The following is a 22,113-nucleotide window of genomic DNA, read 5'->3' as shown; positions in this document are numbered from 1 at the left end:
ACCCAACCATGGTTTCGGCCCCTTTGGGCGGCGGCAACTCGGTCCGTGACCGAAAACACCATCGAAACGACTCCGTTTCGGTGGCCGGAAGTCGTACGCTCGTATCGGTACGAAACCGTTTCGTACGCGTAGGACCACCGCCGGGCGTGGTGTGAGGAGGAGCGGCATGACAGAGGACTCGTCGAGGACACCGGCGCGCCGCACCCGCCTGACGCCCGAGCGGGAGTCCGAGCTGTACGAGGCGGTGCTCGCGCTGCTGCGCGAGGTCGGCTACGACGGCCTGACGATGGACGCCGTCGCCACCCGTACGCACGCCAGCAAGGCCACCCTCTACCGCCAGTGGAAGGGCAAGCCGGAGCTGGTCGCGAGCGCCCTGCGGCACCAGCAGCCGGTGAGCCTGGCGGACATCGACACCGGGTCCGTCCGCGGCGACCTCCAGGCCATGGTCTGCGACGCCGAGGAGGACCGCATGGTGGAGGACGCCGCGCTCATGCGGGGCCTGCACCGGGCCGTCCACGACAACGCCGACCTGAAGCAGGCGCTCCGCCGGCTGCTGATCGAGCCGGAACTCGCCGCGCTGGACGCCATGCTGGGGCGCGCCGTGGACCGGGGCGAGGTCGCGCCGGACAATCCGGCGCTCGGGTACGTGGCGCACCTGATGGTGGGCGTCTTCATGGCCCGCCCGCTCATCGACGACACGCCCGTCGACCCCGCGTACCTCTCCGGCTACATCGACGCCGTGGTCCTCCCCGCCCTCGGCGTCCGGCCCTGCTGACGTCCCCGACTCCCCATCCGGGCTCCACCTGACGCGTACCGCTCCCGTCGGGCCGGGCCGCACCCCCACACCCGATCACGCAATCGATCACTCATCCGATCCGACGGGAGCACCACGCCTCGATGGCCACGTTCCTCTACCGACTCGGCCGGCTCGCCTTCCGGCGCCGCTGGTACGTCGCCCTGATCTGGGTGACGCTGCTGGCGCTCGCCGGCGCGGGCGCCGCCTCGGCGGGCAAGTCCACCGACAACTTCTCCATACCCGGCACGGAGGCGCAGCGCGCCTTCGACCTGCTCGAACAGCGCAACCCCGAGATGAAGGCGGACGCCGCGACGGCCCGCATCGTCTTCAAGGCCCCCGAGGGCCAGCGCATCGACGAGGGCCGCAACAAGCAGGCCGTCGAAGACGTCGTGCACGCCCTCCGCGGGCCGCAGCTGGCCGGCGTCGCCAACCCGTTCACCACGCAGGCCGTCAGCAAGAAGGACGGCCGCACCGCGTACGCGTCCGTGACCTACAAGGTCAAGGCCAACGAGCTGACGGACGAGACGCGCGACAACCTCAAGGCCGCGCCCGAGGCCGGCCGGGCCGCCGGGCTGACCGTCGAGACCGGCGGCAGCGCGCTCCAGGCCATGCCGCAGTCCGGCTCGACGGAGATCATCGGCATCGCCGTCTCCGCCGTCGTCCTGCTGATCACCTTCGGTTCGCTGGTGGCCGCGGGCCTGCCGCTGCTCACCGCCATCATCGGCGTCGGCATCGGCGTCTCCTCCATCACCGCCCTGGCCGCGGCGCTCGACCTGGGCAACAACACCGCCACTCTCGCCACGATGATCGGCCTGGCGGTCGGCATCGACTACGCCCTCTTCATCGTCTCCCGCTACCGCGCGGAGATCGCCGAGGGCCGCGAACGCGAGGAGGCGGCCGGCCGGGCCGTCGGCACGGCGGGCTCGGCGGTCGTCTTCGCCGGCCTCACCGTCGTCATCGCGCTGGCGGGCCTCGCCGTCGTCAACATCCCCATGCTGACGAAGATGGGCATGGCCGCGGCCTTCACCGTCGCCCTCGCCGTGCTCATCGCGCTGACCCTGATACCGGCGCTGCTCGGCTTCGCCGGCCGCCAGGTGCTGGCCCGCAAGGTCCGCAAGGGCAAGGCGGTTCCGGCAGGCGACGAGAAGCCGAACATGGGCACCCGCTGGTCCCGGTTCGTGCTGCGCCGTCCGGTGATGGTGCTGCTGGTGGGCGTGCTGGGCCTCGGCGCGATCGCGGTGCCGGCCGGCTCCCTGGTGCTGGGCCTGCCCGACGAGGGCTCGCAGCCGGTGAACACGACGCAGCGCAAGGCGTACGACCTGATGAGCGAGGGCTTCGGCCCGGGCCTCAACGGCCCGCTGCTGCTGGCCGTCGACACGAAGGACAGCAAGAACCCGCAGGGCGCGGCCGACGCCGTGGTGAAGACGGTCCAGGGCCTGGACGACGTCGCGGCGGTGGTGCCGGGCCGGTTCAACGAGGCGCACGACACGACGACGATCACGGTCGTCCCGAAGTCGAAGCCGAGCGGCGAGCAGACCGAGAAGCTGGTCCACGACATCCGCGCCGCCCGCGCCGACGTCGAAGCGAAGACGGACGCCAAGGTCCTGGTCACCGGCACCACCGCGGTCAACATCGACGTGTCGCAGAAGCTGAACGACGCGCTGCTGCCGTACCTGGCGCTCGTCGTCGGCCTGGCGTTCCTGCTCCTGATGGTCGTCTTCCGCTCGGTGCTGGTGCCGCTGAAGGCGGCGCTGGGCTTCCTGCTCTCGGTGGTCGCCGCGCTCGGCGCGGTGGTGGCCGTCTTCCAGTGGGGCTGGCTGAGCGGCGTGTTCGGGGTCGAGGAGACCGGCCCGATCATGAGCATGATGCCGATCTTCATGGTGGGTGTCGTCTTCGGCCTGGCCATGGACTACGAGGTCTTCCTCGTCACCCGCATGCGCGAGGCGTACGTCCACGGCGAGCGCCCCGGCCAGGCGGTCGTCACCGGCTTCCGGCACGGCGCCCGGGTGGTGACGGCGGCGGCCGTCATCATGATCAGCGTGTTCGCGGGCTTCATCGGCTCGTCCGAACCCATGATCAAGATGATCGGCTTCGGCCTGGCCATCGCGGTGTTCTTCGACGCGTTCGTCGTCCGCATGGCCATCGTCCCGGCAGTCCTGGCACTCCTGGGCGAGCGGGCCTGGTGGCTCCCGAAGTGGCTCGAGCGCGCCCTGCCGAACGTCGACGTCGAGGGCGAACAGCTCCAGAAGCACCTGGCGCCGGCGGCGGAGCGGCCGGAGGACCGCGAACCGGCGAGGGTGTGACATGACGTGAGGGGGGTGGGGCCGAGGCCCCACCCCCCTTGCCTGTCAGCAGTGGGCCAGCCCGGAAAGCGGGTCATGGGGCGTGTCGACGTTGCCGCCCCACACGTAGGCCCCGTCGACCCTCGGCACTGGCAACCCCGCCCCCGCCCACACAGGCTGCTCCGGCCCGGCGAACGGGGCGTCAACCCACCGGGTGGGAACGGGGGTAAACCTCTGCGGTAGGCGGGGAAGGCTGACCACGTGGCCCGTACCGAGTACTACGACGACCCCGGCGCGCCCGAGCCCAACAGTCTGGTCGCGGCCGCGTCGGCCGTCGTCGCCGACGCGGAGGGGCGCATTCTGCTTCAGCGGCGGCGGGACAGCGGGCTGTGGGCGTTGCCCGGTGGGGCGATGGAGATGAGCGAGTCGCTGCCCGGCGCGGCCGTGCGCGAGGTCAAGGAGGAGACCGGGCTGGACGTGGAGATCACCGGGCTCGTGGGCACGTACACCGACCCGCGGCACGTCATCGCGTACAGCGACGGCGAGGTGCGCCGCCAGTTCAACGTGTGCTTCACGGCCCGCATCACCGGTGGCACGCTCGCTGTCTCGGACGAGTCGACCGAGCTCCGCTTCGTCCCGCCGGCCGAACTCGACGCGCTGCCGATGCACCACACCCAGCGTCTGCGGATCCGGCACTACCTGGAGCGGCGCACGGCGCCCTATCTGGGGTGACCGGGCCGCCACCCCCAGGGGTGGCGGCCCGGTCGTCGTCCGTCAGCGGTGGATCGTCACGCAGGCCACGTCGATGCCCTCGATCGAGCCGCAGACCTTGTTGCCGTTGTTCATGATGCGGTTGTAGTCGAAGCGCCAGGACTGGCCCTTCTTCAGGCGGGGGCCCGTGTGGGTGCGGCCGTCCCAGTTGCTGGAGATCATGCCGCGGCCGACCGTGCTGCCCTTCTTGTTCGTGACGACCGCGTAGTTGACGCGCAGGCCCGAGCCGTTGACGTAGATGCACGTCGTGCCGTGACAGCCGGTCGCGCTGAGGACGCCCGGGCCGGGGGACGCGGCCGCCGGGGCGACCGCCGCGGTGAGGGCGGCCGTGGTGGCGGCCAGGGCGAGGGCGGTCCGCTGGAGCTTGTTCATCGGGTCTCCCTGAGCGGTTGGTGTCCGTCGGTGGGACCACCGTCGCACCGGTCGCATCGGACGCGCCGCCGTACCGGGCGTCCCCGGGAGTCCCTGGGACGCGCCCCGCGCCCACCAGCGGTGATGCGCCGCCCCACGCGGCAGCCGTGGGACGCGTGGTCAGAGCCGGCCGCGGCGCAGGGCCGCGCGGAGGCCCACGTTGCCGATGAGGATGCCGCCGTCCACCGGGAGCGTCACACCCGTGATCCACGCCGCGTCCCGCGACGCGAGGAACGCCACCGCCGCCGCCACGTCCTCCGGCCGGCCCACCCGCCCCAGCGGGTAGTGCTCCGCGGCGCGCGCCAACGACGCCTCCCAGCCGTCCCAGTTGGGCGTGCGCACCGTCCCCGGCGCCACCAGGTTCACGCGTACGCCCCGGCCCGCGCACTGCCCCGCCAGGGTGCGGGTGAGGGACGCCAGGCCCGCCTTCGCCGCGCTGTACGCGTGGTTGCCGAAGTCCTGCTCGCCGTTGACCGAGCCGACGTTGACGATCGCGCCGCGGCCCTCCGCCGCCGCCAGGTGCGGCATCGCCGCCCGCGCGCAGCGGAACGCACCCGTGAGCGTGACGTCCACGTCCTCCGCCCACACCTCGTCGGGGAAGTCCTCCAGCAGCGGCGGGTCCGGGTGGCACGACAGCGCGTTGTTGACCAGCACGTCCAGCCGGCCGAAGCAGTCCACCGCGCGGGCCACCGCCGCCTCCACCGCGGCCCCGTCGGCCACGTCGCACGGCGCCGACTCCGCCCGCAGCCCGTCCGCCCGCAGCGCCGCCGCGGCCCGCGCCGCACGGTCCCCGTCCAGGTCGGTGACCAGCACCCGCGCACCCTCCGCGGCGAACCGGCGGGCCGTGGCCTCGCCGATGCCGCGCCCCGCCCCCGTGATGAACACCGCCCAGCCGTCGAACCGCGTCGCCGTCGCCGTCATGCGGGCAGCCTTACCCCGCGAGCGACCTCGCAACCGCGCGCACCAGCGCCTGCGCCCGCGGGTCGGCGGTGACGTTCTTCTGCATGCCGTTCGTCACGTACCCGAACGCGATCCCCGACTCCGGGTCGGCGAACGCCAGCGAGCCGCCCCGCCCCGGGTGACCGAACGACCCCGGGCCGAGCAGCGGGCACGCCGGCCCGTGCAGCATGTAGCCCAGCCCGAAGCGCGTGTTCACCAGCAGCACCCGGTCCTGGCCCGCCGACTCCTCCGTCCGCGCCACCGTCAGCGTGGCCGGCGCGAACAGCCGCCGCCCGCCGTCCACCACGCCCGTCAGCGACGCGTAGAAGCGGGCCAGCGCGTCGGCCGTGGCGACGCCCGCCGACCCCGGCAGCTCCGCGGCGCGGTATGCCGCGTCGTTCTCGTCCGCGTGCGGCTCGATCGCACCGAACGCGCGGCGCGTCAGCGACGACGGGTCGGCGTACGCGTCCGCCACCGCCTTCTTCGGCCGCACCCGCAGGCCCGGCGCCCCGCCGTCCACAGGTGTGGATATGGCGGCGATGCGGCCCACCCGGTGCTGCTCCGTCTCCGGCACGCCGATCCACAGGTCCAGGCCCAGCGGCCCGGCGATCTCCTCCGCCACGTACGTGCCCACCGACCGGCCCGTCACGCGCAGCACCAGCTCGCCGATCAGCCAGCTGAACGTCTGCGCGTGGTAGCCGTGGTCCGTGCCCGGCTCCCACGCCGGCGCCTGCGCCGCGACCGCGCGCGGCCCGCTGACGCCGTCGACCGCCTCGGCCGGGGTGAGCGGCGTGTCCAGCACGGGCAGCCCGGCCCGGTGCGCGAGCAGGTGCCGTACGAGCACGCGCTCCTTGCCCGCCGCCTTGAACTCCGGCCAGTACGTGCCGACGGGCGCGTCCAGGTCCACCTGGCCCCGCTGGTGCAGCAGCAGGAGCACCGCGGCGGCCACGCCCTTCGTGGCCGAGCGCACGACCTGCGCGGTGCCGCGCGACCACGGCTCCGCGCCGCCGTCGCCGGGCTCGGCGTCACCGTCCCTGGTGCCGGCCCACAGGTCGACGACCCTGCGCCCGTCCCGGTAGACGGCCACGGCCGCGCCGCGCTCGCCGCGCCGGGCGAAGTTGTCCGCGAAGGCGTCCCGGACCGGCTCGAAACCGTCCGCCACCGTCCCCTGGACGTCCACCACTGTTGCCCGCTCCACTGTGCTGTCCCACCGTGCCGATCACTGCAAAACCACCCACCATGGTGCAACGCGCCCAGGGGTGCTCCCGACCGCGGGGGGACCCGCCCGCCCTCAGCGGCGGGCGGGCGCCGCCACCGACCGGGGGTCGAAACCGAAGGGCAGCTCCAGGCGGTGCGCCCGCATCAGCTCGTCGTCGCACAGCAGTTCACCGGTCGGGGCGTCCGCGGCGATCACGCCGCCGCTGAGGATCACCGACCGCTCGCACAGCTCCAGCGCGTACGGAAGGTCGTGCGTGACCATCAACACAGTCACGTCCAGCGAGCGCAGCACGTCGGCCAGCTCGCGCCGGGAGGCCGGGTCGAGGTTGGACGACGGCTCGTCCAGGACGAGGATCTCCGGCCGCATGGCCAGCACGGTGGCCACGGCCACGCGGCGGCGCTGCCCGAACGACAGGTGGTGCGGCGGCCGGTCCGCGAACCCGGCCATGCCCACCCGCTCCAGCGCCTCCTGCACCCGCTCCTCCAGCTCGGCGCCGCGCAGCCCGGCCGCCGCCGGGCCGAACGCGACGTCCTCCCGCACGGTCGGCATGAACAGCTGGTCGTCGGGGTCCTGGAAGACGATGCCGACCCGGCGCCGCACCTCGGCCAGGTGGGCCTTCTCCACCGGCAGCCCCGCCACGTGCACCGACCCGGCGCCCCCGCCGAGGATGCCGTTGAGGTGCAGCACGAGGGTGGTCTTGCCGGCGCCGTTGGGCCCGAGCAGCGCCACGCGCTCGCCGCGCCCGATGGTCAGGTCGACGCCGAAGAGGGCCTGGTGGCCGTCGGGGTACGCGAAGGCGAGGCCGGAGACCTGGAGGGAGGGGGGTGGGGTCATCGGGGTTCCTTCTCAGGGGGACGGGTGCGGGTACGCCCAGGGGTGCGGCTACGGGGGCGGTGTGCCCTAGGGGCGCGGGGGCGGTGCCCTACGGGGACGGGCGCGGTGCCCTACGGGTGCGGGGGCGGTGCCCTACGGGTGTGCCGCCCACGCCGTCAGGGTCACCGCGAGCGCGGCCAGCGGCAGGGCCGCCGCCCGTGCCCACTGCGCGCCGGTCGCGGTGACCTCCTGGATCACCGGCATCGTGCCCGTGTAGCCGCGGCTGACCATGGCCAGGTGGACGCGTTCGCCGCGCTCGTACGAGCGGATGAACAGGGCCCCCGCGGACTTCGCCAGCACCCCCCAGTGCCGGACGCCGCGCGCGGTGAAGCCGCGGGACTCGCGGGCGATGCGCATGCGCCGCATCTCGTCGGTGACGACCTCGCCGTAGCGCAGCATGAACGCGGCGATCTGCACGAGCAGCGACGGCAGGCGCAGCCGCTGGAGGCCGAGCAGCAGGGCGCGCAGCTCGGTCGTGGCGGCGAGGAGGACGGACGCGGCGACGCCGAGCGTGCCCTTGGCGAGGATGTTCCAGGCGCCCCAGAGGCCCTCCTGGCCGAGGTGCAGGCCCAGGACGGTGACCCGCGGGCCGGGCACGACGAACGGCAGCAGCAGGGCGAACGCCACGAACGGCACCTCGACGAGGAGGCGGCGCAGCAGGAAGCCGGCCGGGACGCGGGCGGCGGCCGCGACGCCGGCGAGCAGCAGCGCGTACAGCGCGAAGGCCCACAGGGCCTCGCGGGGGGTGGCGACGACGGCGAGGACGAAGCAGAAGACCGCCGCGATCTTGCAGTGCGGGGGCAGTGCGTGGACGGGCGAGGACGTCGCGCGGTAGAGCGGGTGGGAGTGGCCGGCACCCATGTCAGGCCGTCCCGGCGGGGTCGGGGGAGCGGTCGGTGGCCCGGTCGGCGGCCCGGTCGCGGCGGCGTACGACGAGGAAGACGCCGGTGCCGGCGGCGAGGGTCGCGCCGACGCCGATGACGCCGGCGAGGCCGCCGGACAGGCGGCTGTCGGAGACGTCCTTCACCTGGTAGTCGGCGAGCGGCGAGTCCTTGGCGGCGTGCTCCTTCGTGGTGCGGTCGATGCCCTTGTCGTGGGCGACCTTCTCCAGGCCGTCGGGGCTGGTGGAGGCGTAGTAGCTGACGAAGCCGGCGAGGACGACGGCGGCGGCGAGGCCGCCGGCCAGCAGCGGCCGTACGGAGCGGCGCGGGGTGGCGGCCGGGGCGGGGGCGGTCGCCGGCGTGGCCGTGGTGACCTGCCCGTCCGCGGTGCGCAGCTCCAGCGGGCGGGCGAGGCCGCGGGCGCCGTGCACGAGGTCGGGCCGGACGGCCATGACGGCGCTGACCGTCAGCGCGGTGATCACGGCCTCGCCGATGCCGATGAGGACGTGCACGCCCACCATGGCGGTGAACACCTGGCCGAGCGGCACGTCGGTGGTGCCGCCCAGCGCGTAAATGAGGGTGAAGGCGCAGGCCGCGGCGGGCACCGACACGAGGGCGGCGGCGAAGGCGGCGGCCGGCACGGCGCGGCGGCGCCGCGGCAGGACCTTCACCAGCAGCCGGAACACGGCGTAGGCGACGACGGTGGTGACGACCGCCATGTCGGTGATGTTGACGCCGAGCGCGGTGAGGCCGCCGTCGGCGAAGAGCACGCCCTGCATGAGCAGGACGACGGATATGCACAGCACGCCCGTGTACGGGCCGACGAGGATCGCCGCGAGCGCGCCGCCCAGCAGGTGGCCGCTGGTGCCGGCGGCGACGGGGAAGTTCAGCATCTGTACGGCGAACACGAAGGCGGCCACCAGGCCGGCCAGCGGGGCCGTGCGGTCCGTGCCCTGGGCGTCCGACAGCTCCCGCCGCGCGCCGCGCAGGCAGACGGCGACGGACGCGGCGGCGACCGCCCCGGTGCCGAGGGACACCGGGGCGTCGATGAATCCGTCCGGTACGTGCATGGGGGGCGCTCCGTCCCGCTCGATCGGCTGGAAGATCACGACGGCCGGCCGGATCGCGTGACCGGATCGCCTGGCCGGATCGCTTCGGTCGTTGTCGTGAACCGCTCGATGATAGGCGCGCGCTGCGAATGAGTGGCAAGAGCGTGCGCCCTGCGACTGCGCGCCCCTGGCGTGACGGGCACCCTTAAGGGGATCTACCGGGCGTTCACAGGGCCGCCCTGCTGCCCGTGCTCACCGGTGTCGTGGCGGCGGCGGCCCGCCGCGCGTCGTCGGCGACCTGCCCGGCGGTGAGGGCGTACCCCGTCTCGGGGTCGGCGGTGGAACGGGCGAAGACGACCCCGTACACCTTCCCCTCCGGGGTGAGGAGGGGGCCGCCGGAGTTGCCGGGGCGGACGGTGGAGCGGACGGAGAAGACGTCGCGGACCGCGATCTCGTCGCCGTAGATGTCCTTGCCCTCGGCGCGGACCTGGTGGGCGACGACGGCGGCGCGCAGGTCGAGGCCGCCGTTCTCGGGGAAGCCGGCGACGACGGCGGGGGAGCCGCGGCGGCCCGACGTGTCGAACGGCAGGGCGGGCGCGGTCAGGCCGGGCACGTCGAGCACCGCCACGTCGGTGCGCGGGTCGAAGAGGACGACCTTGGCGCGGAGGGCGCGGCCGGTGCCGCCGACGCGGACGGTCGGCTCGGTGACACCGGCGACCACGTGCGCGTTGGTCATGACGTGCTCGCGGGCGTACACGAAGCCGCTGCCCTCCTGGCCGCGGCGGCCCCCGCCGACGTCGGCGACGCCCTCGATCTTGACGACGCTGCTGCGCGCCACCTTCAGCACCTCGGGCGTGACGGCGTCGCCCGACGGCTCGGGGACGCTCGTGGCGGGCTCGTTGACGAAGGGGTTGAACACCTGCGGGAAGCCGGCGCCCTGAAGCGCCCGGGTGGTGCGGCCGAACCAGGTCGGCGCCTCCTCGGGCATGGCCCGCTGCACGGCCTGGAGCAGCGCGGACTCCTTGACCTCGCGGGTGAGCAGCGTGGAATTGGCGGACAGCAGCACGCTGCCGGCCATCCAGCCGACGAGCAGCACGGCCACCGTGTTCAGCGCGGCGCCGCCGATCCCGTCCACGCCGCGCACCGGCGCCCACGTCAGCCGGGCCCGCAGCCGCCACGCCAGCCGCGCGGCCAGGGCGTGCCCCAGCGCGGCCGGCAGCAGCACGACGAGCACGGCCACGACGGCGGCCAGCCGTGTGCCGGGCTCGAAGGGCTCCAAGGCGACGGGCAGCACCCACACGCCCAGCACGGCACCGCCGAGAAAACCGGCGAGCAGCACGGCGCTGGCCACCAGCCCGCGCCGGTACCCGGAGACGGCGTAGGCGAGGACGATCACCACCAGCAGCAGATCGATCAGGTTCAACGCGGAGCCCTTCCCTTACACACGCGCCCCCCGATCGCGCCCACGGTCGTGGGACTTGGAAATACGCGGCCGGGGCGCGCACGGTTCCCGATCACGGCACATTCATGGCGTACGACACGTATCCACCCCTCTCCCTCCCGAACCGGTGCAGGACCGGCGCATCCCTCCCGCGCACCACCCCGCGCGGCGCCCCCGGGACCGGGCGGGGGTCGTTCCCTACGATGGCGCGGTGAGCAGTGACACCGCGACGCACGCCCGGACGGCCGGGACCGCAGACGGGCAGCAGCCCCCGTGGCAGCGCCGGCTGCGGCGGTTCGGCTACGGCGACCCCGCCGGCCGCACCCCGCAGCCCGGAGCGCGGGAGCGGCTCGTACCGCCGTTCCCCGAGCCCGGCACCCGGCTCTGGGAGGCGATGGGCGTAGCGCCCGACGCGGCCCTGCGGCTCGCCCGCTCCATGAGCTGGGCCGGGCCCCTGCTCGTCGCGCTCTTCGCCGGCCTGCTCCGCTTCTGGCACCTGGGCAGCCCCAACGCCGTCATATTCGACGAGACGTACTACGCCAAGGACGCCTGGGCCCTGTGGCAGTTCGGCTACGAGGCCGACTGGCCGAAGGACGCCAACGACCAGATCATCGCCGGGCACGCCACCCTCGGCGACGCCCCCGCCTACGTCGTGCACCCGCCCGTCGGCAAGTGGGTCATCGGCGCCGGCGAATGGCTGTTCGGCCTGAACCCCTTCGGCTGGCGGTTCATGGTGGCGCTGCTCGGCACCGCCTCCGTGTTCCTGCTCTGCCGCATCGGCCGCCGCCTCTTCCGCTCCACCCTCCTCGGCTGCCTCGCCGGCGCCCTGCTGGCCATGGACGGCCTGCACTACGTCATGAGCCGCACCGCGCTGCTCGACACCGTGCTCATGTTCTTCGTGCTCGCGGCCTTCGGCTGTCTGCTCGCCGACCGCGACGCCACCCGCGCCCGGCTCGCCGCCGCCCTGCCCGACGGCCCCGACCCCGGCACCTCCCTGCCCCACCCCGACGCCGGCGACCGCCTGCGCCCGGGCCTGCGGCCCTGGCGACTGGCGGCCGGCGTCCTCCTCGGCCTGGCCTGCGCCACCAAGTGGAACGGCATCGTCTACCTGGCCGCGTTCGGCCTGCTCACCGTCCTGTGGGACCTCGGCGCCCGGCGCACCGCCGGCGCCCGCCGGCCCTGGCTGTCGACGCTCCGCCGCGACGTGCCCTGGGCCTTCCTGGCCACCGTGCCCGTCGCCGTCGCCGTCTATCTCGCCTCCTGGACCGGCTGGTTCACCCACAGCGGCACCTACGACAGGACCACCGGCTGGAAGCACAGCGGCTACATGCGCCACTGGGCCGAGACCGAGGGCGGCCACGGCACGGACTACCCGTTCGCCGGCGTCGTCAACCCGCTGATCAGCCTCTTCCACTACGAGAAGCAGGTCTGGGAGTTCAACACCAATCTCTCCTCGCCGCACACCTACCAGTCCAACCCCTGGAGCTGGCTGGTCCAGTCCCGGCCCGTCTCGTACTTCTACGAGTCGCCCGGCCCCGGCAAGGACGGCTGCCCCGCCGACGCCGCCGAGAAGTGCGCCCGCGAGGTCCTCGCTCTCGGCACGCCCCTGCTGTGGTGGACCGCCTGCTTCGCCCTCGCCTACCTCCTGTACCGCTGGGCGCTGCGCCGCGACTGGCGGGCCGGGGCGGTGCTGTGCGGGGCGGCCGCCGGCTACCTGCCGTGGTTCCTGTGGCAGGACCGCACCATCTTCGTCTTCTATTCGGTCGTCTTCGTCCCGTTCCTGTGCCTGGCCGTGGCCATGCTGACGGGGACGCTCCTCGGCCCGCGCGGCGCCTCCGAACGGCGCCGGGTCCTGGGCGCGGTGGGGGCCGGCACGCTCGTCCTCCTCATCGCCTGGAACTTCATCTACTTCTTCCCGCTCTACAGCGGCCAGGCCATCCCCCTGGAGGCGTGGCGCAACCGGATGTGGTTCGACACCTGGATCTAGAACCGGGTCCGGACCGGGGCCCAGGGCCCCGCGGCGTGATCCTTCACACCGTCGCATTTGAGTCAATTTCCCCGCCCATTACCTGCCTCCTGCCCCATCCGTCCCCGTAGAGTGCGCGTTCGGTGTCCCTGACACAGGACGCCGGGACCAGGGGGAGGGATCAGGGATGCGCAGAGGCGCGAAGATCGCGACGGGGGTCGTGGCCGCAACACTGGTGGGGGCCGCCGGAGTCGGCGCCTACAGCCTCGTCGACGCCGTCACCGACACCGGCGAGGCACAGGCGGCGCCCGTACGGACCGGGCCGCCCACCGCGGACGAGACCGAGCGCACCGCGCGCGACTTCCTCGCCGCCTGGGCCGGCGGCGACACCGCCAGGGCCGCCGCCCTCACCACCGACGCCGGCGCCGCCGGCACCGCCCTCGCCGGCTACCGCGAGACCGCCCACGTCGAACAGGTCGCCTTCAAGCGCGGCACCGCCGAGGGCGCCAAGGTGCCGTTCTCCGTCACCGCCCACGTCGCCTACGGCGACAAGCGCTCCACCTGGACGTACGACTCCGCCCTCGAGGTCGTCCGCGGCCGCACCACCGGCAAGGCCCTCGTCGACTGGCGGCCCGCCGTGCTCCACCCGAAGCTCACCCCCGGCCAGACGCTGCGCACCGGCCCCTCCGGCACCCCGCAGGTCGCCATCACCGACCGGGACGGCAGGGAGATCTCGGAGAGCGACTACCCGTCGCTCACCCCGCTCCTGCCCGCCCTCCGCAAGCGCTTCGCGGAGAAGGCCGGCAGCACCCCCGCCATCGAGGTACGCGCCGAGGGCGGCACCGCCCCCACCGCCGGCCGGCCGCCCCTGCACACCGTCGCACCCGGCAAGCCCGGCACCCTGCGCACCACCATCGGCGCCGCCGCCCAGCGCGCCGCCGAGTCCGCCGTCTCCCGGCACGCCGACGCCTCCGTCGTCGCCGTCAAGGCGAGCACCGGCGAGATCCTCGCGGTCGCCAATGCCAAGCGCACGGAATTCAACCCCGCGCTCAGCGGCCAGACCGCCCCCGGCTCCACCCTGAAGATCGTCACCTCGGCGCTCCTCCTCGAACAGGGCAAGGCGTCCCCCGGCAAGCCCCTGCCCTGCCCCAAGACGGCCACCTACGGGATGACCTTCCACAACGTGGAGAGCAGCGAGAACCCCGGCGCCACCTTCGCCCAGGACTTCGCCGCCTCCTGCAACACCGCCTTCATCGGCCTCGCCGGGCAGCTCTCCGACGACGCCCTCGCCACCGAGGCCCGGGACGTCTTCGGGCTCGGGCTGGAGTGGAAGGCCGGCGTCCCCACCTTCGACGGCAGCGTGCCGTCCGACGGCGGCGCCGGGAAGGCCGCCGCGATGATCGGCCAGGGCCGGGTGCAGATGAACCCCCTCAATATGGCCTCCGTCGCCGCCACCGTCCGCGCCGGCTCGTTCCACCAGCCCTACCTCGTCGACCCCTCCGTCGACGGCCGCACCCTCGCCCGCGCCGCCCGCCCGCTGCCCCCGCAGGTCGCCGGCGACCTGCGCGCGATGATGCACCGCACCGCCGTCTCCGGCACCGCCGCCAAGGCCATGTCCGGCCTCGACGGCGACACCGGCGCCAAGACCGGCTCCGCGGAGGTCGACGGCCAGACCGCGCCCAACGGCTGGTTCACCGCCTACCGCGACGACGTGGCCGCCGCCGCGGTCGTCCCCGGCGGCGGCCACGGCGGCGACTCCGCGGGCCCGGTCGTGGCGGCGGTGCTGCGCGCGTCCTGACGGGTGACCGGCGCTACTGCCGGCGCCCCCAACGGGCGCTAGCGTCACGCCACATGAGCCTCCCCGTACGGATACCACCGGCCCCCGGCCACGCCCGGCACGCCCGGGGGCGTGCCGCATGACGCCCCTCGTCGTCTGCGCCGTCCTCGTCGCCGCCGTCACGCATGCCGGCTGGAACGCCATGGCGCACGCCGTCAAGGACCAGCTGGTGGCCTTCACGCTCGTGGGCGGCGGGGGCGCGCTGTGCGCCGTGGCGATCCTGCCGTTCGTCCCCGCGGTGGCCGCCGCCACGTGGCCGTACCTGCTGACCTCCGTCGTCCTGCACGTGCTCTACCAGCTGCTGCTCATGCGGTCGTTCACGCTCGGCGACTTCGGGCAGATGTACCCGATCGCCCGCGGCACCGCGCCCCTGGCCGTCACCGTGCTGGCCGCCGTCCTCGCCGGCGAACTGCCCGGCGGCGCCCAGCTCGCCGGCGTCGCCGTGGCCTCCGCCGGCCTGGTAGGGCTCGCCGTGTGGGGCATCCGCGGCTCGGGCACCCGGCCGCCCTGGGCCGCGATCGGCGCGGCCGCGGCCACGGGCCTGGCCATCGCCTCGTACACGGTCGTCGACGGCATGGGCGTCCGCACCTCCGGCTCCTCCCTCGGCTACCTCGCCTGGCTGCTGCTCCTCCAGGGCGTCGCCATTCCCGCGTACGCGCTGGCCGTACGGCGCGGCGCGCTCGCCGCCCAGCTGCGGCCCGTGGTCGTCCGCGGCCTGCTCGGCGGCGCGCTGTCGGTGGCGGCGTACGGGCTGGTGCTGTGGGCCCAGACGCGGGCGGCGCTGGCGCCCGTGGCCGCGCTGCGCGAGTCGTCCATCCTCGTGGGCGCGGCGATCGGGGCGGCGGTGATGAAGGAACGGTTCGGGGCGCCGCGGGTGGCCGCGGCCGGGCTCATGGTCGTGGGCATCGGCCTGATGCTGCTCGGCCCGGCGCACGCGGCCTGACTCGCGCCGGGCGTACGGGACGTGACGCGCCGTCCGACGCGCCGCCGCGCGGGTGATGTACGCACCAGGAACGCGCCCCCGGGTGTATCCATGGCCGTCCGTCCAGCCCGAGCCGTCCGACCCCGAGGGACCCCTGACGCCATGCGCCTCCGCGAAGCCGTCGCCGCCACGCTCACCCTGACCGCCGCCGCCCTGACCCCGGTCACCGCCCAGGCCGCCCCGGCCCCCCGGCAGACCGCCCACCGCATGACCATCGACCCCGTCGTCAGCCTCGCGCCCGACGGCACCGTCACCATGACCGGCACCTACCGCTGCACCCTCGGCCGCCCCCTCACCACCGTCTACATCGGCAGCAACCTCATGCAGAGCGCCCGCACCGAGGGCATCGGCGGCTCCACCGCCACCTGCGACGGCCGCGTCCACCGATGGCGCAACTCCGCACGCCCCTCCCGCGCCCCCTTCCAGCCCGGCCCCGCCCGCGCCGACGGCACCCTGATGCACTTCCGCCCCGACCACAGCGGCATCCCCGTGCCCCACTTCCTCGCCGTGACGTCGGTCCGCACCGTCACCGTCGTGGCCCGCTGACGCCCGCTGACGCGCCGGCGCGCGGCACCCCCGCGCGCCACCCCTGCGAGGATGGGGGAGTGACAGGAACGCTCGTACTCGCAGGAACGCCCATCGGCGACGTCGCCGACGCCCCGCCCCGGCTGGCCCAGGAGCTCGCCGCCGCCGAGGTGATCGCCGCCGAGGACACCCGGCGGCTGCGCCGGCTCACCCAGGCGCTGGGGGTGCACACCACCGGCCGCGTCGTGTCGTACTTCGAGGGCAACGAGTCGGCCCGCACCCCCGAGCTGGTGGAGGCGCTGGCCGGCGGGGCACGGGTGCTGCTCGTCACCGACGCCGGCATGCCGTCCGTGTCCGACCCCGGCTACCGGCTGGTCGCCGCGGCCGTCGAGCGCGACATCAAGGTGACCGCCGTGCCGGGCCCCTCCGCCGTGCTCACCGCGCTGGCCGTCTCCGGGCTGCCCGTGGACCGCTTCTGCTTCGAGGGCTTCCTGCCCCGCAAGCCCGGTGAACGGCTCTCCCGGCTGCGCGAGGTCGCCGCCGAGCGCCGCACCCTCGTCTACTTCGAGGCCCCGCACCGCCTCGACGACACCCTCGCCGCCATGGCCGAGGTCCTCGGCGCCGACCGCCGCGCCGCGGTCTGCCGCGAACTCACCAAGACGTACGAGGAGGTGCGGCGCGGCCCGCTCGCCGAACTGGCGGCCTGGGCCGCCGAGGGCGTGCGCGGCGAGATCACCATCGTGGTGGAGGGCGCGGCCGAGCGCGGCCCGGAGGAACTGGACGCCGCCGAGCTCGTGCGCCGCGTCCGGATCCGCGAAGAGGCGGGGGAACGTCGGAAAGAAGCCATCGCCGCGGTGGCCGCCGAGGCCGGGGTACCCAAGAGGGGCGTGTTCGATGCCGTCGTTGCGGCAAAAAATGCCGCACAGCGGGATTGAATATAAGGTAAAGGGCTGAGCTGAAAAGCAAAGCCCAGGCATGGCAGCCACGCGTCCAGGGCATGAAGCCGCCAAGTTTGCCCCAATTCGCGGGCCGGGCTGCTGCGCCGGCGGCGGGATGGGCGTTCCCTGGTGGTGGGACGTCCGATCCCGGACTTGTCCTCCGGACAAGAGGAGCTGCCATGAGCGAGACCGCAGGAGCCCCCAGCGGCGTCGACCCGGTCACCCGCACGCACCCGGTCACCGGCGCCGGCGCCTCACCCGGCACCGGCCCCGGCACCGCACCGGGCACCCACGTGGGCCACGAGTCGTACGCGTTCGCGTGCATGAGCTGCGGGCACGGCTGGGAGCAGTCCTACGAAATACGGCACTACACCGACGCCAAGGGCCGCCCCTTCGTCGTGTACTACGCCGACGGCGAGCGCGTCCCGTCGCCCCTCGGCCGCCCCACGTGCCCCAACTGCGACGCCCACGTCGTCCGCATCATGCGCTCCGGGCAGGTGTCCGTGATCGCCGACGCCCTGCACCTGACCCCGCGCACCGAGGTGCCGCGCACCGACCAGCCGGCCGCCGGCCCCGTCTTCGACGGCGGCGGACGCGAGTCGCAGCAGCACCACCACTGGCACCTCTCCGACCTGCTCAAGCCCTTCCACCGGAAGTGAGGCTTCCACCGGAAGCGAGGCCCGCCGCCCGTCGTCCTTAGAATCGGCGGCATGGCGGCAAGAGCATCGAACAGCGGCGATACGGACCACGGCAACGGCGGGAAGGACGTCCCCCCGCCGCCCCCGCCCCCGCTGAACGTCCCCGTGGCCGACTCCCACACCCACCTGGACATGCTGCCGCACGGCACCACCGTCCAGGACGCCCTGGACCAAGCCGCCGCCGTCGGCGTCACCACCGTCGTCCAGGTGGGCTGCGACCTCGCCGGTTCCCGCTGGGCGGCCGACACCGCCGCGGCGCACGACGCCGTCTGGGCCACCGTGGCCCTCCACCCCAACGAGGCGCCCCGCATCGTGCTGGGGGATCCCGACGGGTGGTCGCGGCAGGGCGAGCGGGCGGCCGGGGGCGATGCGGCCCTGGAGGCCGCGCTCGAGGAGATCGACCGGCTCGCCGCGCTGCCGCACGTCCGCGGCGTCGGCGAGACCGGCCTCGACTTCTTCCGCACCGGCGACGAGGGCCGGGCCGCCCAGGAACACTCCTTCCGCCGCCACATCGACATCGCCAAGCGGCACCGCAAGGCCCTGGTCATCCACGACCGCGACGCCCACGACGACGTGCTGCGCGTCCTGCGCGAGGAGGGCGCGCCCGAGACCGTCGTCTTCCACTGCTACTCCGGCGACGCCGCCATGGCCAAGATCTGCGCCGACGCCGGCTACTACATGTCCTTCGCCGGCAACGTCACCTTCAAGAACGCCCAGCCGCTGCGCGACGCCCTGGCCGTCGCCCCCGACGACCTCGTCCTCGTCGAGACCGACGCGCCGTTCCTGACGCCCGCGCCGTATCGCGGACGGCCCAACGCGCCCTACCTCATTCCGGTCACCTTGCGCGCGATGGCTGCCGTCAAGGGCGTCGACGAGGACGCGCTGGCCACGGCCGTCGCCGCCAATACCGCACGCGCCTTCGGCTACTGACACCACGATCCGCGACACCGTGTGACCATACGACTTTGGTCCGTGACAGTCCCTCCGCTACAGTCCCGGACCTAGGTCGTCCCCGTCCCCTGGCCGGATCCACCGAGGTGCCCCGCGGGAGTGTCGTGAGCCAAGCACAGGGCAGCCCCCAGGCTGCGCCCCGCACCACGACGAACACGTCGTACGACCCCTACGCGCCGTACGACCCCCACCGCCCGTACGACCCGTACGGGCCGCAGGACCACCAGGCCCCGTACGGGAGCCCGTACGAGCCCTACGTCCCGTACGACCCGTACGGGCCCTACGGGACGCCCGGCACCCCCGGGCCCTACGACCCGTACGGGTCCTACGGGTCGGCGCCGGCCGCCCCCGCGCCCGCCCCCGACGCCCTCCACGACCCGTACGGGCCGTCCGGCCCGCCCACGGCCGGCGCCCCGCACGGCCCCGCCGAGCCGCTGGAGCCCTTCGGCCGCCCCCACCTGCCCCGCCAGGCCGGCGACCAGCACGGTGACCCGCAGCAGGCACCCGGCACCGACACTCCCGGCACCCCCGCCACCGTCCCCGCCGACGCCCTGCCCGGGTCCCGCGCGGCCGCCCGCCGCGCCGCCGACCGCCGCAAGCGCCCCGCCGGCCGCGACCGCACCGACCAGCTGCGCCGCCTCCTGCCCCAGGCCCTCGTCGTCGCCTTCCTCGCCGGCGGCACCTCCGCCTTCCTCGCCGGCGACAAATCCGTCCAGCTCAGCATCGACGGCAGGCCCCGCACCCTGCACACCTTCGCCGGCGACGTCGCCGAGCTCCTCGCCGACGAGGGCATGACCGTCGGCGACCACGACATCGTCGCCCCCGGCCCCGACCACGACCTCGCCTCCGGCGACCGCGTCGTCGTCCGCTACGGCCGCCCCGTCGACCTCACCATCGACGGCGAACGGCACCGCGTGTGGACCACCGCCCGCACCGTCGACGCCGCCCTGCGCCAGCTCGGCGTCCGCGCCGAGGGCGCCTACCTCTCCGCGTCCCGCTCCGCCGCCATCGGCCGCAAGGGCCTCGACCTCGACGTCCGCACCGAGCGCACCGTCACCTTCATGGCCGACGGCCGCGAACGCACCGTCCGCACCAACGCCGCCACCGTCCGCGAGGCCATCGAACAGGCCGGCATCACCCTCAACGGCGAGGACACCACCTCCGTCGACCCCGACAGCTTCCCCCGCGAGGGCCAGACCATCTCCGTCATGCGCATCACCGGCACCCGCCAGATCCGCGAGGTCCCCATCGACTACGCCACCGAACGCCACGACGACCCCACCCTCTACAAGGGCACCGAGGTCGTCGCCCAGCGCGGCGAGAAGGGCGTCGAACGCGTCACCTACGAGCTGCGCACCGTCAACGGTGTCCAGCAGAAGCCCAAGCGGATCTCCTCCGAGATCGCCAAACAGCCCCGCACCGAGATCATCAAGGTCGGCACCAAACCCCGCCCCACCTCCGTGCAGGGCGCCGACGGCCTCAACTGGCAGGCGCTCGCCCAGTGCGAGGCCGGCGGCCGGCCCAATGCCGTCGACCCCTCCGGCACCTACGGCGGGCTCTACCAGTTCGACGTGCACACCTGGCGCTCCCTCGGCGGCGACGGCCGCCCCCAGGACGCGCCCGCCTCCGAGCAGACCTTCCGCGCGAAGAAGCTGTACGTCAGCCGGGGGGCGAGCCCCTGGCCCGTGTGCGGCCGTAAACTTCACGGGTGAGCTCCAGCCCCAGCACAGACGAGTCCGGCGAGTCCGGCGCCCTCCTCGGCCCCGCCGACGTCCGCGACCTGGCCACCCGCCTCGGGGTCCGCCCCACCAAGCAGCGCGGCCAGAACTTCGTGATCGACGCCAACACGGTCCGGCGCATCGTCCGCACCGCCGGGGTCCGTCCCGACGACGTCGTCGTGGAGGTCGGCCCCGGCCTGGGCTCCCTGACCCTCGCCCTGCTGGAGGCCGCCGACCGGGTCACCGCCGTCGAGATCGACGACGTGCTCGCGGCGGCGCTGCCGGACACCATCGCCGCGCGCCTGCCCGGCCGCGCCGACCGCTTCGCGCTCGTCCACACCGACGCCATGCACGTCACCGAGCTGCCGGGCCCCGCGCCCACCGCGCTCGTCGCCAACCTGCCGTACAACGTCGCCGTGCCCGTGCTGCTGCACATGCTGGACACCTTCCCCAGCATCGAGCGCACCCTCGTCATGGTGCAGGCCGAGGTCGCCGACCGGCTCGCCGCCGACCCCGGCTCCAAGGTCTACGGCGTGCCCTCGGTGAAGGCCAACTGGTACGCCGAGGTCAAGCGGGCCGGCGCCATCGGCCGCAACGTCTTCTGGCCCGCCCCCAACGTCGACTCCGGCCTCGTCTCCCTGGTCCGCCGCGAGAAGCCCGTCGAGACGACCGCCACCAAGGCCGAGGTCTTCGCCGTCGTCGACGCCGCCTTCGCGCAGCGCCGCAAGACGCTCCGCGCCGCCCTGGCCGGCTGGGCCGGCTCGGCCGCCGCCGCCGAGGCCGCCCTCGTCGCCGCCGGCGTCTCCCCGCAGGCCCGCGGCGAGTCCCTGACCGTCCACCAGTTCGCCGCCATCGCCGAGCAGAAGGGCGCCGCCCAGTGACCCGCTCCGTCACGGTCCGCGTACCGGCCAAGGTCAACGTGCAGCTCGCCGTCGGCGGCCTGCGCCCGGACGGCTTCCACGACCTGGCCAACGTCTTCCTGGCCGTCGGCCTGTACGACGAGGTGACGGCCACCCCCGCCGACGAGCTGCGGATCACCTGCGCGGGTCCCGGCGCCGCCGAGGTCCCGCTGGACGCCACCAACCTGGCCGCCCGCGCCGCCACTGCCCTGGCCCGCCGGCACGGCCGCACCCCGGCCGTGCACCTGCACATCGCGAAGGACATCCCGGTGGCGGGCGGCATGGCCGGCGGCAGCGCCGACGCCGCCGGCGCGCTCGTCGCCTGCGACGCCCTGTGGGGCACCGGCGCCTCCCGCGAGGAGCTGCTGGAGATCTGCGCCGAGCTGGGCAGCGACGTGCCCTTCAGCCTCGTCGGCGAGGCCGCGCTGGGCCGCGGCCGCGGCGAGCTGCTGGAGCCGCTGCCGGTGGGCGGCACCTTCCACTGGGTCTTCGCCGTCGCCGACGGCGGCCTGTCCACGCCCGCCGTGTACGCCGAGTGCGACCGCCTGCGCGAGGCCGCCGGTACGGGCGCCACCACCGCGGACGTCCCCGACCCCGAGCCCTCCCCGGCCCTGCTGTCCGCCCTCCGCTCCGGCGACGCCACCGCCCTGGCCGCCGCCCTGAGCAACGACCTCCAGCCGGCCGCGCTCTCCCTGCGCCCGTCGCTGGCGGCCACGCTGGAGGCCGGTACGCGCGCGGGCGCCCTGGCCGCCCTCGTCTCGGGCTCGGGCCCGACGACGGCGTTCCTGGTGGCGGACGCGGAGCAGGCGGACCGGGTGGCGGCGGCGCTGCGCGCCTCGGGCACCTGCCGCACGGTCCGCACGACGACGTCCCCGGCGCCGGGGGCGCGAGTGTGCGAGCCCGCCACGGCGCACTGAGAACGCAAGAACGCAAGAAC

The 22,113-nt window shown here is 74.5% G+C and carries 20 protein-coding genes; 13 read left to right on the top strand and 7 right to left on the bottom strand.

The window, feature by feature from the left end; all coding sequences use genetic code 11:
* The first annotated feature begins 166 nt into the window (after nucleotides 1-166).
* The 3 genes from IE305_RS25955 (at nucleotide 167) to IE305_RS25945 (ending at nucleotide 3,810) form a co-directional block, all read left to right on the top strand.
* Complete coding sequence (locus IE305_RS25955; protein ID WP_190132177.1) at nucleotides 167-775, top strand: TetR/AcrR family transcriptional regulator; 609 nt, start codon at nucleotides 167-169, stop codon at nucleotides 773-775.
* 122 nt (nucleotides 776-897) lie between these two features.
* Nucleotides 898-3,099 (top strand): MMPL family transporter, encoded by a 2,202-nt coding sequence (locus IE305_RS25950; protein ID WP_190132176.1) that lies wholly within the window; start codon nucleotides 898-900, stop codon nucleotides 3,097-3,099.
* Between the two features lie 240 nt (nucleotides 3,100-3,339).
* Nucleotides 3,340-3,810 carry an NUDIX domain-containing protein gene (locus IE305_RS25945; RefSeq protein WP_190132175.1) on the top strand — a complete coding sequence of 157 codons (471 nt, stop codon included), beginning with the start codon at nucleotides 3,340-3,342 and terminating at the stop codon, nucleotides 3,808-3,810.
* Between the two features lie 42 nt (nucleotides 3,811-3,852).
* Here the strand turns inward: IE305_RS25945 and IE305_RS25940 are convergent, their stop codons facing one another.
* The 7 genes from IE305_RS25940 to IE305_RS25910 all read right to left on the bottom strand — a co-directional run bounded on the left by IE305_RS25940 (nucleotide 3,853) and on the right by IE305_RS25910 (nucleotide 10,644).
* Entirely contained in the window at nucleotides 3,853-4,221 is a 369-nt protein-coding gene (locus IE305_RS25940; protein WP_190132174.1) for a hypothetical protein, read from the bottom strand.
* Nucleotides 4,222-4,380: 159 nt separating this feature from the next.
* On the bottom strand, nucleotides 4,381-5,181 hold the full coding sequence (locus IE305_RS25935) for an SDR family NAD(P)-dependent oxidoreductase (protein WP_190132173.1): 801 nt from the start codon (nucleotides 5,179-5,181) through the stop codon (nucleotides 4,381-4,383).
* A gap of 10 nt (nucleotides 5,182-5,191) precedes the next feature.
* Nucleotides 5,192-6,382: a serine hydrolase domain-containing protein gene (locus IE305_RS25930; protein WP_190132172.1), complete on the bottom strand. Its 1,191-nt coding sequence runs from the start codon at nucleotides 6,380-6,382 to the stop codon at nucleotides 5,192-5,194.
* Between the two features lie 108 nt (nucleotides 6,383-6,490).
* The gene (locus IE305_RS25925; RefSeq protein WP_190132171.1) at nucleotides 6,491-7,252 is read right to left on the bottom strand and encodes an energy-coupling factor ABC transporter ATP-binding protein; all 762 of its coding nucleotides are present in this window, start codon (nucleotides 7,250-7,252) and stop codon (nucleotides 6,491-6,493) included.
* Nucleotides 7,253-7,384: 132 nt separating this feature from the next.
* A complete protein-coding gene (gene cbiQ, locus IE305_RS25920) occupies nucleotides 7,385-8,152 on the bottom strand; it encodes a cobalt ECF transporter T component CbiQ (protein WP_190132170.1) in 768 nt (255 codons plus the stop codon).
* 1 nt (nucleotide 8,153) lies between these two features.
* The gene (locus tag IE305_RS25915; RefSeq protein ID WP_190132169.1) at nucleotides 8,154-9,242 is read right to left on the bottom strand and encodes an energy-coupling factor ABC transporter permease; all 1,089 of its coding nucleotides are present in this window, start codon (nucleotides 9,240-9,242) and stop codon (nucleotides 8,154-8,156) included.
* A gap of 205 nt (nucleotides 9,243-9,447) precedes the next feature.
* Nucleotides 9,448-10,644 carry a MarP family serine protease gene (locus tag IE305_RS25910; RefSeq protein WP_190132168.1) on the bottom strand — a complete coding sequence of 399 codons (1,197 nt, stop codon included), beginning with the start codon at nucleotides 10,642-10,644 and terminating at the stop codon, nucleotides 9,448-9,450.
* Between the two features lie 229 nt (nucleotides 10,645-10,873).
* On the opposite strand from IE305_RS25910, the gene IE305_RS25905 reads away from it, so the two are divergent.
* From IE305_RS25905 to IE305_RS25860, 10 genes are all read left to right on the top strand, one after another.
* Nucleotides 10,874-12,649: a dolichyl-phosphate-mannose--protein mannosyltransferase gene (locus tag IE305_RS25905; RefSeq protein ID WP_190132167.1), complete on the top strand. Its 1,776-nt coding sequence runs from the start codon at nucleotides 10,874-10,876 to the stop codon at nucleotides 12,647-12,649.
* Between the two features lie 166 nt (nucleotides 12,650-12,815).
* Nucleotides 12,816-14,426, top strand: a complete 1,611-nt coding sequence (locus IE305_RS25900; RefSeq protein ID WP_190132166.1) for a penicillin-binding transpeptidase domain-containing protein — start codon at nucleotides 12,816-12,818, stop codon at nucleotides 14,424-14,426.
* Nucleotides 14,427-14,544: 118 nt separating this feature from the next.
* Complete coding sequence (locus IE305_RS25895) at nucleotides 14,545-15,408, top strand: EamA family transporter (protein WP_190132165.1); 864 nt, start codon at nucleotides 14,545-14,547, stop codon at nucleotides 15,406-15,408.
* Between the two features lie 141 nt (nucleotides 15,409-15,549).
* The gene (locus IE305_RS25890; protein ID WP_190132164.1) at nucleotides 15,550-15,993 is read left to right on the top strand and encodes a DUF6299 family protein; all 444 of its coding nucleotides are present in this window, start codon (nucleotides 15,550-15,552) and stop codon (nucleotides 15,991-15,993) included.
* A gap of 59 nt (nucleotides 15,994-16,052) precedes the next feature.
* Entirely contained in the window at nucleotides 16,053-16,907 is an 855-nt protein-coding gene (gene rsmI, locus IE305_RS25885) for a 16S rRNA (cytidine(1402)-2'-O)-methyltransferase (protein ID WP_190132163.1), read from the top strand.
* A 182-nt stretch (nucleotides 16,908-17,089) separates the two neighbouring features.
* Nucleotides 17,090-17,569 (top strand): hypothetical protein, encoded by a 480-nt coding sequence (locus IE305_RS25880; RefSeq protein WP_229891534.1) that lies wholly within the window; start codon nucleotides 17,090-17,092, stop codon nucleotides 17,567-17,569.
* Between the two features lie 51 nt (nucleotides 17,570-17,620).
* Complete coding sequence (locus IE305_RS25875) at nucleotides 17,621-18,538, top strand: TatD family hydrolase (RefSeq protein ID WP_190132162.1); 918 nt, start codon at nucleotides 17,621-17,623, stop codon at nucleotides 18,536-18,538.
* Between the two features lie 125 nt (nucleotides 18,539-18,663).
* Nucleotides 18,664-20,271: a resuscitation-promoting factor gene (locus tag IE305_RS33575; RefSeq protein WP_190132161.1), complete on the top strand. Its 1,608-nt coding sequence runs from the start codon at nucleotides 18,664-18,666 to the stop codon at nucleotides 20,269-20,271.
* A complete protein-coding gene (gene rsmA, locus IE305_RS25865) occupies nucleotides 20,268-21,158 on the top strand; it encodes a 16S rRNA (adenine(1518)-N(6)/adenine(1519)-N(6))-dimethyltransferase RsmA (protein WP_190132160.1) in 891 nt (296 codons plus the stop codon). Before IE305_RS33575 ends, rsmA begins: the two co-directional genes overlap by 4 nt.
* Nucleotides 21,155-22,093 (top strand): 4-(cytidine 5'-diphospho)-2-C-methyl-D-erythritol kinase, encoded by a 939-nt coding sequence (locus IE305_RS25860; RefSeq protein ID WP_190132159.1) that lies wholly within the window; start codon nucleotides 21,155-21,157, stop codon nucleotides 22,091-22,093. Before rsmA ends, IE305_RS25860 begins: the two co-directional genes overlap by 4 nt.
* Nucleotides 22,094-22,113 lie beyond the last annotated feature (20 nt).

Source organism: Streptomyces mashuensis, from assembly GCF_014654785.1.
GTDB lineage: Bacteria > Actinomycetota > Actinomycetes > Streptomycetales > Streptomycetaceae > Streptomyces > Streptomyces mashuensis.
This window is presented reverse-complemented; position numbering and strand designations above follow the sequence as displayed.